The organism is Paenibacillus sp. FSL M8-0142 (assembly GCF_038597315.1).
Classification (GTDB): Bacteria; Bacillota; Bacilli; order Paenibacillales; family Paenibacillaceae; genus Paenibacillus_AQ; species Paenibacillus_AQ lactis.
In genome coordinates this window covers 1,259,590-1,275,666 of record NZ_CP152008.1, presented here as the reverse complement: position 1 = coordinate 1,275,666, position 16,077 = coordinate 1,259,590, and the positions used below count along the sequence as shown (strand labels likewise).

Sequence of the window (16,077 nt, the reverse complement as noted above, 5' to 3'; positions counted from 1 at the left end):
TGGATGACTTCGCTAAGCTGATTATTTTGTACGTTTAGTTAAATACAACCGTCTTGTTGTTATGCACCAAAATCCGATCCTCAACATGCCATTTCACGGCTCTTGCCAGCACAACGCGTTCAATCGTACGGCCGATGCGCTTGAGCTCGTTGACGTCGTCGCGATGGCTCACCCGCTGCACGTCCTGTTCGATAATCGGACCGCCGTCAAGCTCTTCGGTTACGTAGTGAGCAGTGGCACCGATGATTTTGACACCCCGGTTATAGGCTTGTGCATAAGGCTTGCCGCCGACAAATGCAGGCAGGAAGGAATGATGGATATTAATGATCCGGTTGCGGTAATGCTCGATGAACGTCGGCGAAATAATTTGCATATAGCGCGCCAAAATGATGACGTCGATATCGTCGCCGATCGTCTCCAGCTGCCGCTTCTCCGCCTCCTGCTTCGTCTCCGGCGTTACCGGAATATGGTGATACGGAATGCCGAAGGATTCCACGTACTCCCTCATGTCCGGGTGATTGCTCACGACCAGGGCGATATCGGCATCAAGATCTCCCGCCTGCCATTGCCAGAGAAGCTCTACGAGGCAGTGATCCTCTTTGGAAACGAATATCGCAAGGCGCTTTTTGCGCGCGGCATGGTAAATTTTCCATTCCATCCTGAATTGGTCCGCAATCGGGCGGAACGATTCCTCCAGCTGCGGCAGCTTGGACGTAAGATCCTCCAGGTCAAACTCGACGCGGATAAAGAACATGCCGCCGTCAGGATCCATGGTGTACTGGTCCGACTGCACGATGTTCGCGCCATGCTGATACAGAAACTGGGAGACCGCCGCTACAATCCCTGGTCCGTCCGGGCAGGAGATGAGCATACGGGCTCGGTTAGGATATTGGTCCGCAGGGGATGGCCGGTCTTTCTTGATGTGAATTTCCATAAGTCTTGGTGATCCTCCTCTATATCTAATACATCATTCTAAATAAGGGTAATACATTATCTTTCGTTATAACAGCTTCATTCATCCTCGGATGCACATCTGTCGGTTATCCATGCTCATTCATACGAGGGATGCACATCACTCGGCCATGCTCAATCTGTCGAGGAATGCATCGCATCATCGCTTCAGTTAGTACATGCTCATCCTTACGGGGAATGCATCATGATTTCCGCATTCATCATCCATCATTCAACTCGTGCATCCGCGAGACCCGGAAGCTCTTCCAGCGGAGGATTCGTGTCATCCACTGTGTTGGCGCTCCCGGACCGCACTGGATGCCGGTATTAGCCATACTGTTCCCGTACCATTGGCCAGCCGCCCAGCTTGCTGCTGTAAATTCGATTTCAGGCGATTAAGCCGTAAGGGAAGCTCCGGACAAATAGGCGATCAGCCGCTGGTTGACCTGCTCTTCCGAAAGCTCAGGGAACAGCTCGGCGGACATCACCATATCGTATAAGCGTTCCATCGGCTCGCGAGGATCGGCTTTTTTGGCCTTTGCATCGCTTTTCAGCAGATTCCAGGTGTCCAATACGAACGAACGGGATTCGATGCCTTCCTTCGCAAAAAATTCATGCAGCTGTTCGACCTGCTGAATGAATGCTTGTCCAAAGCGTTGCTCCACATCACCGCGCAGCAGCGCGATTTCGATCTCATACATAGGACGCTGCGTCTTCGGATCCTTCCCGATCCACGGCGTTTCAAGGATGAACGGACGTCCTTGGAGCTTCTCATGATGGACGATCCGGTGAATCGCATCGTATCCGATCCAGCCTGTTCCGATCGGGGTGTGGCGGTCTTTGGCCGCGCCGCGCGGGTTTTTGCTGTCGTTAATGTGAACCACCGTCAACCGGTCGAGGCCAATCACTTGATCAAACTTCTCCAGGACACCGTCCAGATCATCGACGATGTCATAGCCTGCATCATGAATATGGCATGTGTCCAGGCAGATCGCCAGCCGATCGTTATACTTCACCTTATCGATAATGGAAGCAATCTCCTCGAAGGAGCGCCCCATCTCGGTGCCTTTGCCGGCCATCGTCTCCAAAGCGATATGCACTTCGGTCTCATCGGTCCCGCCAAGAACCTCGTTTAGGCCTTCGGCGATCCGGTCAATGCCGTATTCCGCATCCTTATCAGTGTATGCTCCCGGGTGAAGCACGATGTTCTTCACGCCGACGGCATGGGTACGCCGGATCTCCTCTTGAAGGAAGCTCACCGCAAGCTCATACGTGTTCGGCTTGTACGAGCCGAGATTGATAATATAAGGCGCATGCACCACGATCTCCTCAATGCCGCATTCCTGCATGGCCAGCTTGCCTTCCTCGATAAACATCGATTCAATCGGCTTACGCCGTGTATTTTGCGGAGCGCCGGTATATATCATGAACGAACTGGAGCCGTATGATTTAGCCTCTGTCGCTGCAGTCAGCAACCCCTTGTCCGAAAAGGACACATGGGACCCGATTTTCAACATAAAATTTCCCCCTTTGTGACACACAATTACACCTATTTTAGCTTGTATATCGAAATAAATCTAGAAATGCGTTATAATTCTCATGAAACTGTCATGTGACAAAAATCGTTCGAGGTGATATACAAGATGAAGAGCACAGGGGCCGTCTTGGGGTATTTGTCGTCCAGCGCGCCGCCGTCATGGTTCATGAATACCATCGCGTTCTGGGGATGGGTCATGCTCGGACTGATGGGCATCGGTGGATTTTTCATGTTCCGCAAGTTCCTGAAGGTGCTGCCGAAGGCCGACGGCAAATCCAAGCTGGATTGGCAAAATTACTGGGTGGAACGGAGCCGCCCGCTGTGGACGGATGAATCCAAGGCCTTTTTGGACGAGCTGGTTCAACCGGTTCCCGGTCCATTCCGCGATATCGCCAAGCATTCGATTGCAGCCGAGATCGGCAAGATCGCCGTCGAATCCGGCGCAACCGAAGTAACCCGCGACCACTGCATTAAAGGCTACATCGTAGCCACGCCGAAGCGCGACTACAAATTCTTGATGAATTTCCTCCAGAAGAAAAATATCGATTATACACCGTATCAGCATCTCATTAATAAGTAACGCATATGAAAAAAACGGCTCGGGCACACATCCTCGATGAATGCGCTCGAGCCGTTTTGCTGTTGGACGGTAATCAAATGGATTCTCTTCAATGCTTTTCAGATTTCTGGGTCCCCGAATTCAAAGTTGGACCGTCTTATTGAGGACATCGATTACATTCCCTTTTGCCTGTCGTTTGATTGACTTTTTAATTCCATTCCTCTTGTAAAGAATACAACTCCAAGGGCAGCAAATGTAACGTAATTGCTTATTCTCGCTATAACTGCCTCATCATCCTCATAATTAATCCAATACAACAGCGCAAATGGCGAAATGACCAATAAGATCTTCATAGCTAACATAAAAACATAGCGGACCTTTTCTTTTCGCGGATTCCTTTCTGCTGCAGCTAACGCCAGGGCAACCTTGGAAGAGTCATAGATTGTTATTAATAATGCGATAATACTTGTGTAAGCAGTAATTTTTACGCCGATGTCAATCCACGGAATAAAGGATACGATTGCAATGCCAATGTATATTCCTGCAGCCAAGTAGAATAGGTTGGTTTTAATTTTTCTGCGCAAAATTCTCGTTCCTCTCATGATAGTCCTTATAAGCGAATAGGTGTATTTTACCATATTCACGAAGAAATCAAAGATCATAAATCCTAGCAGCGTTACCGAAGGTGAATGAAAGTCTACATTCAGAATGGATTTTGGGTGTAGATTCACGATGCTAGATTCAAAATTAACAAAGAGCCAGCACACCTTAAAAGGTATGCTGGCTCTTATAAAGTTTATTAAAAAAGAAATTTACTTAAAAGCGCGTGCGGAAACGTGCATAGAGCCACCGGATCCATCCAAACTGCTCCTGAACGTGAAGGACCAGCCGGCAATGATAAATGCGTTCCCTTCTGCTATCGCATATTCTTTATAAGGAACCATCGCTTCACCTTCTAGTACCGTACCGTTTCTTGATCCTAAGTCCTTGAGCACATACCCTTCAGCTCCGCGCGACAGCTCCGCATGAGCCCGTGATGTACCTACACCCAGAGCCACATATTGCGCCACCTCGGCAGACCGGCCGATGATGAAGTGAGGCTGGTTTATTTCGACCCGCTCTGGCACACCGCCTTCAGGGGAGCGGACCTCCAAATAGGCATGTCGTAGTGGATGCCTTCCGGGAACGAAACCCTGACTTAACAGAACCGTTCCGCCATCCCCTGACGAGGATAAGATCTCGGTATGCTCGCTTAAATGCGCGTAGTAATCCTCCTCACCAGCTGCTGCTTCGGCGTTTCCGCATCCTTGAGAAGAAGAGCTTGCTCCTGGTTGGGAATACATTTCTAAAATTTTGTATGCTTCCTTGTTGCGGCCTGCCATAGACTGTCCCTGGTCATTGGTCGGACTTTGGGATTGTCCAGCAGGGCTGCTACCTGGTTCTATCCCCCTGTCCGTGAAACCACTGGCCCCTATTCCACCCCGCAGCGAGACTCCACCATGGAACGGAGTTTCCACGTTTTGATTTGATCCTTCATCGGCTTCAGTATCCGTTCTTGGAGATTTCCATCGCCATTTCTCTTTTGAATCAAGTGTCTTCCGATCATCCAGGCGATCCTCCCGATGGATATGCTCTCCTCCATTTAGCAGTCCGGATAACGGGTCTGCCTGAAACCGGGGAGGCGCCTTCCATGCGGAGGGGCCGTAATGTTCAAGCTCGGTGGACTCCATCGCCGGCAGCGCACCTGACCATGGGTCCGTCCTGCGGAATAATGTCTGAAGCTTCCCCTGCCATCCCAGCCATGCTGCCGCGGCCAGCAGAATCGTAATACCTGCGGATAATCCGAGGGTGAGCAGAGATGGCCGGCTCAAATACAGCAATCGCCAGACTGCTGCAGCAGCCAGCATGCATGCTAATAATATATAGGTCCGAAGCGGGGAAGACTGCTCAGGGTCTTCAGGCTCCGCACTTTCCTCATTCCGATCCGGGAGCCATGAGGCAGCCCCGAAGCGCGGGCGAATCGGCTTATCGATCCGTTCCGGTCGCTCCATTCCTGAATGGCCCGCTGAATGAATACTGCGGATAAGATTGCTCCGGTCAACGGGCGCTTCCTGCCCGGTCCTTGACCAGGCTCCAGCCTGATCATTCCCGGAATTCGGGCTTGTGCTGCCGGAGTTCAGCACGCTTGACCGAACAGTACGGATACCCGGCTCGCTTACGCTTAATTCCGGCCGGGTATCCGTTCGTCCAGAGATAACGCCATCATCTTCACCAGCAAGCAGCTCGAGGATCAGCCTCTTCAAGCCGGGGAGACTAAAGCTCTGTTCCCCGCAAAATGACATTAAAGCCTGAACGCCTCTTCCCTTTAACTCCGTTACGGAAGCAAGAAGTCTTGTCATGCATTCTTTCAGGGATGACCTCAGCTGGCCGCTTTCATCCGTAGTCTCGAGCGGAAGGTAGGTTAAATACAGCGTCCCCAGCCGCAAGGATCCAGCAATAAATATGTAATCTTCGTGCAGAATGAAGTTTTCGGCCTTAAGCATATACAGACTGCTGTCATGCAATGCCGTCACAATCTGAAGCAGCAATCCGTAATACTCGGTCAGAGACATGCGCTCGGCTTTCAATGCTTGGGAGAGCATTTTCTTGCCGGTAATGTCATATTCCATCGTGATTTTGTAATCTACTTCCTTGATATGCAGCTTCAGAAAGTGGGGAATGCTTGACGAACGAATCATGCCTAACTGTACTTCATTGAGTTCATCGGCACGGATTCCCTGCTCCCGGTCGAGGATCATCATGGTCCTGTCGTTCTGAACAAAATCCGTTTTCAACCCTAACACGAATCGCACCTCCTACATATGGAGCATTATATACGCGCTGATGACCCCCGGAAGCACCGCGATCATGAACGGAAACCGCAGCTGCTCCTCCTGGCTGCTCCGCCATGGCGCAAGGCTTTTGAACATGAGTACTCCCATCATACTGCCGATAACTTTTCGCAATCTGAGAAATGTCTCCCGCCGCCATAATAAGATGGCGAGTGCAATCACCCCCGCAAACAGAACCGAGTACATGATCGACTGTAACGTGAACCACAGTCCGGTCCAGGCCCCGATTCCTCCAAACAGCTTGACGTCCCCGGCACCCACCGCTCCAATTACATACATGACCAGCAGGATGGAAAAACCTGTGCCAAGTCCCTGCAGCGAGAACAGCAGCCCTTCGCCCCCTGACAGGACACCGTGGTAGGTAAGCCCTAGAACCATGGAGGCAACCGTAAGCAGGTTAGGAATTTTCATAGAGCGAAGATCCGTTATAAAAGCAGCAATCAAATACATGGCACAAATACCATAAGCCATTCCCAAATGAAGTCATCTCCTTTCAGGGCAGGATACCGCACCGAAACGAACAGGGCCACACCCAGCCTCCATGAATGCGACTTTGTCCGTCCGCCTTGATGAATCGCTCAAGCTACTGAATATGCAGTGCCCGGTGAGTTCGAAAAACGGCAGGATCTCTGCCTGCTCACGGCCTAGCCACCACGGTAAACATCACTTCAAGTCGTTCTCCATTCCGCGTCTCCACTACGAACGGCCAAGTGCCGGGCGTTGTGTTGAAGCCGACATTCCATTCCCATTCGATATAGCCGTGCGCGTCCGCCGTTTTCCAGCCCAAATACTTGGCCGTGCTCTGCCCGCTTTTGTAATAAACGGACAGATTCGCATCCATTCCGGGCTCCACCTTCACCTTTACGGTCGCTTGCCGGCTTGCTACCGCAGGATTCGGCTTCTCGAGCAGCTGAATCGTCCCGCCGGGCGCACTGCCATCCCCGCCCGTTCCTTCCCCGCCCTCTCCTGTATCCCCGATCCACAGCCTTTCTTGGGCCTTCGCCTGCAGAACGATGCTTTTGTTCAGGAAAGGCACCCGAATCGGCAGATCATAATTGAGCTCGATTCCAAAGTACGGACTTTGTCCGCTTTTTAGATTCGGCACGCGCACATTGGATACATGAATCCTGTCGACATCCAGAAGGCCGCTTTGCGTGAACGGCTGCAGCAAAGGTTTAATCACAGGATCCAATACCGCTTCGACGGTCTGGTTCTTCAGCTGCTGCAGCGGCTCCTCACCCGTGGCAACAGCCTGAACAATCCACTCGTTGACAGGTGAAGGCAGCGAATCACTGTACTGTGAGGCCCAGTCGCTTAAGGAAAGCCTCGGAATTTCCCAATGGTTTGTGCTCTCCGACTCTACCGCTTCCCCACCTGCCGAATTCTGCTGAACGGCAAGCGACACCGGATACATGTGGGAGGCGACCATCTTGACTGCGTCCGCAGCCGTACTATGGAGTGCGGTTGAAATCAATGTCATCTGCACCATATAAATAAGAAAGATCACAAAAAACATGAACATCGGCAGCACTAACGCTGCCTCGACAACGATGCTGCCCCGTTCTCCTCCAGCTCCGCCTCTACGGCCGCCTTTTGCCCAATCTGCAGATCGTTTCATTCCATGAGCTCCTGACCTAATAAGAAAAATCCGCTGTCCGCGTTACGATATAACGGTTGCCCTGAACCTCGTCCGCGCTGCCGAATACCTGACCCAGCGCTTTCGATAACCCGGGGAGAAACCATATTCGCATTGCCGTCTTCACTTCACCGGAAGCATACGTCATCCGCTCAGCCGGATTGACTCCGGTGTTAAGCCGGATTAAAGCCAGCATGCGGGACAGCTTCTTCTCGTTGTTGCTGTGAATAAACATAAATATTCTTAAATGATCGCGATACGTCAGCTTGACCGGAGCGTACCTGGACAGCTCAATCTCACCCGTTTTGCACAGCTCGATCATATCCGCGATTGCCTTTTCAATTCCGTACAGGAGAGCAGCAGCCAATATGGCTAGCGGGTTTCCCAGCTTACTGTTGACGACGAAGCCTTCCATCGTACGAATCGCGAGCCGGGAGGCAAATATTTCAGCATACGCGGCAGAAATATTTCCGGCGGGATTGTGAAAGCCGTAAAGGATGTATTCCACCTCCTGATTGGCAATCGCAAACTCCCCCGCCAGCTCGTCTACGGAGGATGAGCCGCTAATGATCCCGGACAGCTTCGACGGGTCGAAATGCTGAAAATAATGAACGGCATATTCATTCTGAAACAGCTCGTCCCTTACCCCGCCAAGAGCCTCCCCCATGAAGCCAAACATTCCGTCCATATTATCCATCGCAGCTTTGCCCGCGTCATACGGGTCATCATCCATGGATCTGCCCGAAGCTCCATCGTTTCGTTCTTGATTAAATTGAAGACTCTCATCGTAATAGGCTTGCAGTTTTCGAAACTCGTCCTGGATTGCCTGACTTTGGCCTTCAAGCCCGTTAATCGCGCTAATGACCCGGGAAGCCTCCTTCAATTTCCCGTTTGCCTGCTTCTCCATTGCCTTCCGCTCCTTGTCCGAAGAGCGATACTGCTCCAGCTTCGCCTGATTACGGTCTACAACATTGGACGGCCCTGAAGTTCCGTAGCTCGAAATATATTCTCTGACAACTCGGCTCGCCTCCAGCACAGCCCCTTTCGCTCCACCGCCTCCTAATGAGGAACGAAGCGATGAAACGGACCGCTGCACCGACTGCTCCTGCAGCTGCTGGGATCTTATGTCCTCCTTCAGACCATGTAACAACTCTTCGCCATGGATCAATTGACCGGCCTGCTTCCGGATGGCCTGGATCGTCTCGGCGTCCGTGCCCTCCGAGGCAGATGCGGCAGGCGTGTTGTCACGTGTAACCAGATCGTAACCGGCGTTAGAGGAGCGGTTCTCGGATTCCTGAATCACTTGCTTCATCTCTTCGTTATGGGTTCGGGCTTTCTCCCACAGCCTCAAAGCCTCGGTCAGCAGCTGGTCGTTCTCTCGCTGCAAACGGCTCGCCTCGGCTGATATTCGCGAACCGATCGACGAAACGCCTGCTTCGTAAGCCATAATGGAAAGGGTATACAGCTTCTCCTTGGGCGGCCTGTCGGCATCCTCCTCCTTCTTCGTCCAGTAATCCTCATATTGCGATGCTGCATCCGCCGCGGTTCGAATGCTACCGCCCAATGAAGCATCCTCGATAGATGTGCCGGGAGGATCCATGATAAGCCTCGATAGCACTTCCGCATTCTTTCCCGCCTTGCGCTGCTTGTCCAGCATCTCATCAAGCGCAGCTTCACGCTTGTCATACAGCTTCCTAAGCTTCCGGAGCACATCCACCGTGTTGGAAGCTTCCTTCATGGATTGGGAGAGGGGTTTGAACTTGGAGACAAGCTCCAGCGTGAAATCGATCGGAGCTTTGTATTTCATATCCTCCAAAATCTGTCGGTTAAAGATTTCATACTCTCCGAGGGGACGCTGCAGCTGCAGACTGGAGCTGTCGACCTCCATGGAGAGCAGGTGAAAAGCATCGCTCCGCTCCCCGGGATTCAAGCTTTCGTTAAGCACCTTTCCCATGATCAGATCCCCGCTGGTGTCCCCTGAGGCATAAAGACCGTACTCCTGCTGGAGCCCGGGATCATAAGAGGACATCACGGACCGGACGGCGGCTCGGGTCAGCCTCTCGCTCTGCACCTTCATCGCAGCGATCCGGGAATAATCAATGAATACTGCCACAAACATAAATACCACGGCTAACGCAATAATCAGAAAAATGGATACTGATCCGTCGGTGGACAATCTCTTGCTTCTCCCGGCCATGCCTGTTCTTCTTAGCTTCGCCATGACTATCTCGCACCTCCGAACTTCCGTAATACGTCCTTGGCGGCTGACGGGTCCGTCCGATTCCTCCCGCCCTGAAACTTGGAGCCGTAGTATCTCATGACATCAACCGTTCGAATAAATTCAACCGGATCAACCACGACCGATTGCGCGCTAACCTGGATCCGTCCCCCATCTTCCAATAAACGGTTTAGCGGCGTTAACGATACCTGTTGATGCAGAGAGGTCGTTACTTTGCGAATAAGCAGCTGGTTGCTGTACTGCATCTCCCCGCTCATTCCGGCCGGTACGGCCGTGCTTCCTTTGGACATCTTAAGTTCAGGAAGATTTCCGTCCCGGTTCTCTCCCTGAGGGATCGATATGCTCTTGGGTGCTTCCCCGCCTGACAAACCAAACAGGGTCCCGAGCAGTTGATCATCCGTTAGCCGCCAATACAATGAATCATGCAATCCTTGCTCCACGGATCCGGAGGGTGCCGTTTTATGGCTGTTGTCCCAGATATATGCCGTGCGCTCGGACGCCGCAGCCGAAGCCTGAGCCAGCATGGATTTCTGGTAAATATATAGGCAGAGGAACAGAAGCAGCGCGGTTACAACCAGTACGACCGGAAGAACGAGAGAAGCCTCGATCGTGAAGCTTCCCGATTCGTCCCTCCATTTTCCAGGCTGCCGCCTACTCAAGGAACTCCTCAGACTTCGAGTTTACAGATCTGAACAGTTTGTCTACCAGCTCCGTAATTTCATCTTTGAATATTAGAGCGATAATTAAAATAACAACCAGAATGAGGATCATCTCCAACGTACCGATCCCGCTCTCATCCTTCCATAACCGCTTCATTCTGTTCTTTAGTATGGTCAGCATCATTGCATCCACCGATCCCTTCTACATGTTCATCATCATAAACGCAGGCGCGCCGAGCAATATTATGACAATCATAAAAATAACAACCATCGGAAACACCAGCTTCGAGGATGCCTGCTCCCCTCGGGTTCTGCCGATGGCTTTCCGTTTCTCCCACAGCACCCGGGATAAATCACGGAGGGCAAGCGCAAAGTCGTTTCCTCCCCGCCGGAAGTTCAGCAGCACCGTCGTCGTGAATATCGAAACCTCCTGGACGCCGCAGCGCTTATTAAACTGCTCGAAAGCCTGCTGGAACGGATGGCCTCCTTCCCATTCCAAGAGCATCCTCCCTAATTCGTTATAGAGGGGATGATTCTTGTCCTTGCTCCGCTCCACGCAATGCGCGATCGACCGTTGAACCGTCTCGCCCGCACCCACCAGCAGCACGATTTTGCTGAGGAGCTCCGGAAGCTCCATTACGATCTCCTGCTCACGCAGCAGCACTTTCTTTTGCATATCCCTGATCAATGCGATCGGTAGTAGTACACCTAGGCCAAATCCCGCGATCATTCCCATGGGTTCGCCCGTAAGCAATGACCAAATGCAGCCCCCGATCCAAATCAGCCAAGTATAAGCAAGCGCATCAGCCATGAACAGCAGCGTCATTTCCGGACTGCGCCGCAATCCGTGCAGTTTTTGGACCGAGCCTTGAATCCGGTAGAACCATATCGGAAATCTCATGGGAACTTTGCTTCGCTCCAGCAAATACACCAGCGGCGGCGTCAGCTTCTGCAGACGCAGTCCCTCCATGGGCAGCCTGCTCAGCTGCCGGTACCGTTCACCGCCGATCCGGTTCAGCACCACCCAACCACCCCCGAGCAGAACCATCAGCAGCGCGGATATCCATACCACCACGCTTCCCTCACCTCCTTATACCTTGATGTTCATCATCCTGGTAATCCACCAAAAGCACCCGACCAAAGCAATCAGAGCAGCGGTAGATATAAAGATCCCAGCCCCGCTGTGCATAGGCTCCATATAGTCCGGCGAAGTCATATTCATAAACAGCACCAATAAAAACGGAGCAGCCAGCAGCGCCTTGGATTCGAAGCGCTTCTGGGCGATCATGACGGAGATCTCCTGCTGTATATCCAGCTTCTCGCCAATAATGGAAGAGGTTCTTCGAACGACCTCGACCAGATCCCCGCCGGTTCGTTTACAAGTCGTAAACACATCGGCGAAATTCGTAATATCCTCCATACTGGCTCTTCGCGCAAAATCCTGGAGAGCAGCCTCGATCGCCTCTCCGTATTCCAGCCGGGATCCGATGACTTTTAGCTCAAAGATCATGTCGCTCTCCCCGCCCGGATCCAGCAGGAGCAGATCCTGTACGGCATCCTTAAAACCGTTCTCCACCGATCGTCCGGCCGACAACGAAGAGGACAAGGAGTACAAAGTCTGCTTGAAATGAAGATTCAAGGTTCTCCGTCTTTGCTCCATCCTGTGACGACGCCAAAACTTCGGAACGGCAAATCCCGCTGCCCCAAGAAGAAGTGACAAAATCACATGATGATAAAACAGATATCCGATCGCGAAGAATAACACCGCGCCGAGCAGTATACATAGCACCTTCTCTCGCTTGGACAATACGTACACGCTGTAGTCGGGCAGCCGGCTGCTGCTGTCGGGTTGCTGGCGCTGAGGCTCTATCCGATCCTTTGGTCTCTTCGGCTTCACTCCCGCTTTATCCGCTTTCACGGATCTCATGAGGCTGCTGGCCTTCATAAGAGTCACCTCCATCCCCTTGCAGGGGCCAGGCGGTAATGCCGGCCATCCGCAGCTTCTCCGTCCCTCGCAGCGGATTGCCGCAGGCTTCGAGACGGCCAAGCACCTTGCCGTCAGCCTCCCCGGTTTCTTGAAAGCGGTACAACGGGTTTAACTGCACTTCCCCGCTGCTCATCCCGACCACCTCACTGATCTCCGTCACACGGCGCGAACGGTCTCTAAGCTGTGTTAAATGAATGAAGATGTCGACAGCCGAACTGATTTGCTGACGGACAACGCTGATTGGCAGCTCTGAGCCGCTCAGCACCATCGTCTCCAATCGGCTGATCATATCCCTCACGCTATTAGCGTGGCCAGTCGAAAGGCTGCCTTCATGCCCTGTGTTCATTGCCTGCAGCATATCCAGCGCCTCGCTGCCGCGGACCTCGCCGACAACGATGCGATTCGGGCGCATCCGCAGCGACGAACGGATCAAGTCACGGATCGTAATCTCGCCCCGTCCCTCCGTATTGGCATTCCGCGTCTCCAGTGATACCAGATTCGGCACCGTAACAATCTTCAGCTCGGCGGAGTCCTCAATCGTGATGACCCGTTCATCGGGCGGGATGAACTGGGAAAGTGCGTTCAAGAATGTGGTCTTCCCCGAGCCGGTCCCCCCGCCGATGAAAATGTTGTACTTGCCCCTGACCAGGATTCGAAGCAGCTCTGCCGCCTCCGGGCATAATGCGTCCCGTCCCACCAAATCCTCCATCGTCATCGGCGCATCCGGAAACTTTCGGATCGTCATGGTCGGCCCCTTAAGCGCGATAGGCGGAAGCACGATATTCACCCTGGACCCATCCTTCAGCCGGGCGTCCACGATGGGCACAGACTCGTTCACGACCCGATTGACACTCCCCACGATACTCTGGATAATGTCCTCCAGCCTTCCCTGCGATTCGAACTGCAGCGGCACCTGCTTCACCTCTCCGTCCTGCTCGATGAAGATCTCCCGGTGGCTGTTAATCATAATCTCCGTAATTCGGGGATTGTCGACGAGCGGCTGCAGCACATCCAGCCCGCGAAAGGAATCGTACACTCTGCGAACCAAAGTCCGTTTCTCCATGGCCGTCAGTCCTGCAAGCTCCTGTCTCCTCCACACCAAGTCCTCAATGCGCGCCATGAATTCAGAATTATGGACGCTGCCGGTCATATCCAGCTCCGACCGAATCTGATCCCTAACCGAACGGAACTGCTCCTCATGCATAGAGTTCCCCCCTATTTTCGCCGGACAGCCCGAAATCTCCACCCCCAAGGAGCTGCCGGCACAGCTTCAGAACTTCCCTTTGGTATATCGGTGACATCAGCAGCAGCTCCTGCTGGTGAAGCTGCTTCCAGGAGGGGATATAAGGCAGCGTGCAATCGATCCGGATGTCTTGCCGAGGAGGCCTGTTCACAAGCTGTCCGGTATAACGGTTGACAACAAACCTGCTCCGCTTCATCAAGCCGCCCGAGGAGCACTCGCCCGGCTTCAGCAGCTGGTCGATCCGGATTCCGCTTTTAAACATGCTGATCGGATCGTCCAGCAGGACCCAGATCAGCGCACCGGCATGCTCAAGCACCGCTTGCAGCCTCTCCTCCCGGACCCCCGACGCTCCATCCGTATCCACAACGATGACGTCGTACTGGCCGGTAGATCCAAGCGATCGAAGCAGCAGCTCCGTATCGGACCTCGTCATCTCCATGATCTCTTTCACGTGCAGGCTCGGCTCGAACGTGTCGCATTTCAGCCCCTGATGCCTGAGACGGTACGGCATAACCTGAAGAACATTCTCTAATCCGCCTTCCTGAGCGGCCTTAATATCGTACAGAAGCCGGGAGAAGCTTCCCTCCATTCCGTCGCAGCCTGAAGGAAACAGCACGCTGCTGTTGACGCTCTCCAAATTGAGGTAAAACACCCGCAGTCCCAATACGGCAAACTGCTTGGCCATATTCATCGCCAGCGTGCTCTTGCCGCACCCGCTCAAGGGAGAAAGAACTCCGATAACGGCAGCCATTCCGGTCTGGAGTCCCGCGCCGCCGCTGATCCCATTGCTGCCTCCCGGAAAGGTACTGCTTCCGTGGCAGCGGGCGGATATCGCTTCCAGCAGCTTCGGCAGCGGCTGGTACTTGGCAGTATGGGATCCTCCCGCCGGACAAGAAGCAGGCATCCCAGCACCGTCGTTAAGCAGCAGCCAAGGCACAGCCGGGTCGCCAAGATGAAACCATGCCATCAGCATCTCTGCATCTCCAACCACGAGAGCTGGGGGGTCTCCCGACTCCATATATTGAAGAAACGCATCCTGCCGTGTGAAGGCTGTTATCTGCATCGACGAGCTATAGGAGCTTCCGTTTACGTAGTTCAGCAGCGGTTCTACATACCTGGAATCCTGTACGGCCAGCACGAATCGTACCGATAGCATTGCATATATCCCCTCTTCCTTTCCCTGACAACGCAAAAAAGCACCATTCATACCGCAACCCTGCGGTTCATGAACGGTGCTTCCGTTGACTTGTTATAATTTGACATTAGAATAGCATAGCCGCCAGCCGACGGCAAGCATTATTTTTCTGTAGGATATATGCCTTTGCCGCTATTGCCAAAACAAGGATATATGCAATACTATAAAAGCTTGGAGCAAATATTTCGTATATAGAACTTCCTTATATAGGATGGGTTAATAGAGTCTCCTAATCCCTACCCATACATATCATACAGCCTAGTCAGGAGAGTGACATCACGTGAAGAAACGAATCTTAACCGCACTGTTAACCGGTCTGCTGCTGTTGTCCGGCTGCAGCCAGCCGCTGGCGCCCCCTGCTTCGAACGAAAAGGCAGCTGCCGCCTCCCAAACGGAGCAGACAACGTCCACGAAGGCGGCACATAGCCAAAGTCCGAACGGGAAGCAAGGCTCTTATCCTACTGACGACCTGAACCTGCCCCGGGTACCCGTCGAGCTCGTCAAGGCGGTGGACGGAGACACGATCAGCGTTATGTTTGAAGGCAAGAAGGAGAACGTCCGGATGCTGCTGATTGACACGCCCGAAACAAGCCATCCCAAGCTGGGAGTCCAGCCTTTCGGACCGGAGGCCAAAACTTTCACGAAGGAGCTCGTTGAGCAAGCCGACAAGCTCGAATTGGAATTCGATATCGGTCCGAACAGGGATAAGTACTCCCGGCTGCTTGCGTACGTTTATGTAGACGGAAAAATGGTCCAAGAAGCGCTGCTCGAGCAGGGGCTGGCGCGGGTAGCCTATATTTATCCTCCGAACGTCCGTTACGTTGATAAATTCAATGATCTTCAGCGCATCAGCAGGGAAAAGGCGCTCGGCATTTGGAGCGTGGAGAATTACGCGCAGGAGGACGGCTTCCACCCTGGAGAACAGGACGGGGACGCGCAGTCCAAAACCGCTGCAACCGGCGCCGCATCCGGGGAATCGCCGGAACCGGCAGAGACAGGAGCTGCGGGCAGCGCCAAGTCCGGCTGCAGCATCAAAGGGAACATCAACTCGAAAGGCGAAAAGATCTACCACACACCCGAATCGCCGTACTACGAGCGGACAAAGGAGGAGCAATGGTTCTGCACCGAGGAGGAGGCCGTCGCGGCCGGGTTCCGGGCTCCCCGCTCATAGGGGCCATTC

General features: G+C 53.1%; 15 protein-coding genes. 2 read left to right on the top strand and 13 right to left on the bottom strand.

The window, feature by feature from the left end; genetic code table 11:
* Window positions 1-34 precede the first annotated feature (34 nt).
* Together purU and NSQ46_RS06005 are read right to left on the bottom strand one after the other, a co-directional pair.
* Entirely contained in the window at window positions 35-934 is a 900-nt protein-coding gene (purU, locus tag NSQ46_RS06010; protein ID WP_007132416.1) for a formyltetrahydrofolate deformylase, read from the bottom strand.
* Window positions 935-1,346: 412 nt separating this feature from the next.
* The gene (locus NSQ46_RS06005; RefSeq protein WP_341034976.1) at window positions 1,347-2,468 is read right to left on the bottom strand and encodes a deoxyribonuclease IV; all 1,122 of its coding nucleotides are present in this window, start codon (window positions 2,466-2,468) and stop codon (window positions 1,347-1,349) included.
* 126 nt (window positions 2,469-2,594) lie between these two features.
* On the opposite strand from NSQ46_RS06005, the gene NSQ46_RS06000 reads away from it, so the two are divergent.
* Window positions 2,595-3,068, top strand: coding sequence for a DUF2621 domain-containing protein (locus NSQ46_RS06000; RefSeq protein WP_007132414.1), 474 nt, complete (start codon window positions 2,595-2,597; stop codon window positions 3,066-3,068).
* 152 nt (window positions 3,069-3,220) lie between these two features.
* Here NSQ46_RS06000 and NSQ46_RS05995 read toward each other — a convergent pair whose 3' ends face one another.
* The 11 genes from NSQ46_RS05995 to NSQ46_RS05945 form a co-directional block, all read right to left on the bottom strand.
* Window positions 3,221-3,631 (bottom strand): hypothetical protein, encoded by a 411-nt coding sequence (locus tag NSQ46_RS05995; RefSeq protein WP_342576476.1) that lies wholly within the window; start codon window positions 3,629-3,631, stop codon window positions 3,221-3,223.
* A gap of 228 nt (window positions 3,632-3,859) precedes the next feature.
* Window positions 3,860-5,890, bottom strand: coding sequence for a DUF6382 domain-containing protein (locus NSQ46_RS05990; protein ID WP_342576475.1), 2,031 nt, complete (start codon window positions 5,888-5,890; stop codon window positions 3,860-3,862).
* 12 nt (window positions 5,891-5,902) lie between these two features.
* Window positions 5,903-6,415 carry an A24 family peptidase gene (locus NSQ46_RS05985; protein WP_213613791.1) on the bottom strand — a complete coding sequence of 171 codons (513 nt, stop codon included), beginning with the start codon at window positions 6,413-6,415 and terminating at the stop codon, window positions 5,903-5,905.
* Between the two features lie 160 nt (window positions 6,416-6,575).
* Window positions 6,576-7,556 carry a TadE family protein gene (locus tag NSQ46_RS05980; protein WP_051425191.1) on the bottom strand — a complete coding sequence of 327 codons (981 nt, stop codon included), beginning with the start codon at window positions 7,554-7,556 and terminating at the stop codon, window positions 6,576-6,578.
* Between the two features lie 16 nt (window positions 7,557-7,572).
* On the bottom strand, window positions 7,573-9,795 hold the full coding sequence (locus NSQ46_RS05975) for a hypothetical protein (RefSeq protein ID WP_342576474.1): 2,223 nt from the start codon (window positions 9,793-9,795) through the stop codon (window positions 7,573-7,575).
* Between the two features lie 2 nt (window positions 9,796-9,797).
* The gene (locus tag NSQ46_RS05970; RefSeq protein WP_342576473.1) at window positions 9,798-10,472 is read right to left on the bottom strand and encodes a TadE/TadG family type IV pilus assembly protein; all 675 of its coding nucleotides are present in this window, start codon (window positions 10,470-10,472) and stop codon (window positions 9,798-9,800) included.
* Window positions 10,465-10,656: a Flp1 family type IVb pilin gene (locus NSQ46_RS05965; protein WP_007132405.1), complete on the bottom strand. Its 192-nt coding sequence runs from the start codon at window positions 10,654-10,656 to the stop codon at window positions 10,465-10,467. The genes NSQ46_RS05970 and NSQ46_RS05965 overlap by 8 nt, the downstream gene beginning before the upstream one ends.
* Before the next feature lie 18 nt (window positions 10,657-10,674).
* Window positions 10,675-11,547, bottom strand: coding sequence for a type II secretion system F family protein (locus tag NSQ46_RS05960; RefSeq protein ID WP_028406508.1), 873 nt, complete (start codon window positions 11,545-11,547; stop codon window positions 10,675-10,677).
* A gap of 15 nt (window positions 11,548-11,562) precedes the next feature.
* Window positions 11,563-12,417, bottom strand: coding sequence for a type II secretion system F family protein (locus tag NSQ46_RS05955; protein ID WP_007132403.1), 855 nt, complete (start codon window positions 12,415-12,417; stop codon window positions 11,563-11,565).
* The gene (locus NSQ46_RS05950; RefSeq protein WP_342576472.1) at window positions 12,377-13,663 is read right to left on the bottom strand and encodes a CpaF family protein; all 1,287 of its coding nucleotides are present in this window, start codon (window positions 13,661-13,663) and stop codon (window positions 12,377-12,379) included. Before NSQ46_RS05950 ends, NSQ46_RS05955 begins: the two co-directional genes overlap by 41 nt.
* Entirely contained in the window at window positions 13,656-14,858 is a 1,203-nt protein-coding gene (locus tag NSQ46_RS05945) for a hypothetical protein (RefSeq protein WP_251535565.1), read from the bottom strand. The genes NSQ46_RS05950 and NSQ46_RS05945 overlap by 8 nt, the downstream gene beginning before the upstream one ends.
* A 319-nt stretch (window positions 14,859-15,177) precedes the next feature.
* On the opposite strand from NSQ46_RS05945, the gene NSQ46_RS05940 reads away from it, so the two are divergent.
* A complete protein-coding gene (locus tag NSQ46_RS05940) occupies window positions 15,178-16,068 on the top strand; it encodes a thermonuclease family protein (RefSeq protein ID WP_251535567.1) in 891 nt (296 codons plus the stop codon).
* The last annotated feature ends 9 nt before the right edge of the window (window positions 16,069-16,077 follow it).

What these genes read in the sequence shown, in the direction of transcription:
- purU (WP_007132416.1), bottom strand. Translation starts at nt 934, where the DNA reads ATGGAAATTCACATCAAGAAAGACCGGCCATCCCCTGCGGACCAATAT.
- NSQ46_RS06005 (WP_341034976.1), bottom strand. Translation starts at nt 2,468, where the DNA reads ATGTTGAAAATCGGGTCCCATGTGTCCTTTTCGGACAAGGGGTTGCTG.
- NSQ46_RS06000 (WP_007132414.1), top strand. Translation starts at nt 2,595, where the DNA reads ATGAAGAGCACAGGGGCCGTCTTGGGGTATTTGTCGTCCAGCGCGCCG.
- NSQ46_RS05980 (WP_051425191.1), bottom strand. Translation starts at nt 7,556, where the DNA reads ATGAAACGATCTGCAGATTGGGCAAAAGGCGGCCGTAGAGGCGGAGCT.
- NSQ46_RS05975 (WP_342576474.1), bottom strand. Translation starts at nt 9,795, where the DNA reads ATGGCGAAGCTAAGAAGAACAGGCATGGCCGGGAGAAGCAAGAGATTG.
- NSQ46_RS05965 (WP_007132405.1), bottom strand. Translation starts at nt 10,656, where the DNA reads ATGATGCTGACCATACTAAAGAACAGAATGAAGCGGTTATGGAAGGAT.
- NSQ46_RS05955 (WP_007132403.1), bottom strand. Translation starts at nt 12,417, where the DNA reads ATGAAGGCCAGCAGCCTCATGAGATCCGTGAAAGCGGATAAAGCGGGA.
- NSQ46_RS05950 (WP_342576472.1), bottom strand. Translation starts at nt 13,663, where the DNA reads ATGCATGAGGAGCAGTTCCGTTCGGTTAGGGATCAGATTCGGTCGGAG.
- NSQ46_RS05945 (WP_251535565.1), bottom strand. Translation starts at nt 14,858, where the DNA reads ATGCTATCGGTACGATTCGTGCTGGCCGTACAGGATTCCAGGTATGTA.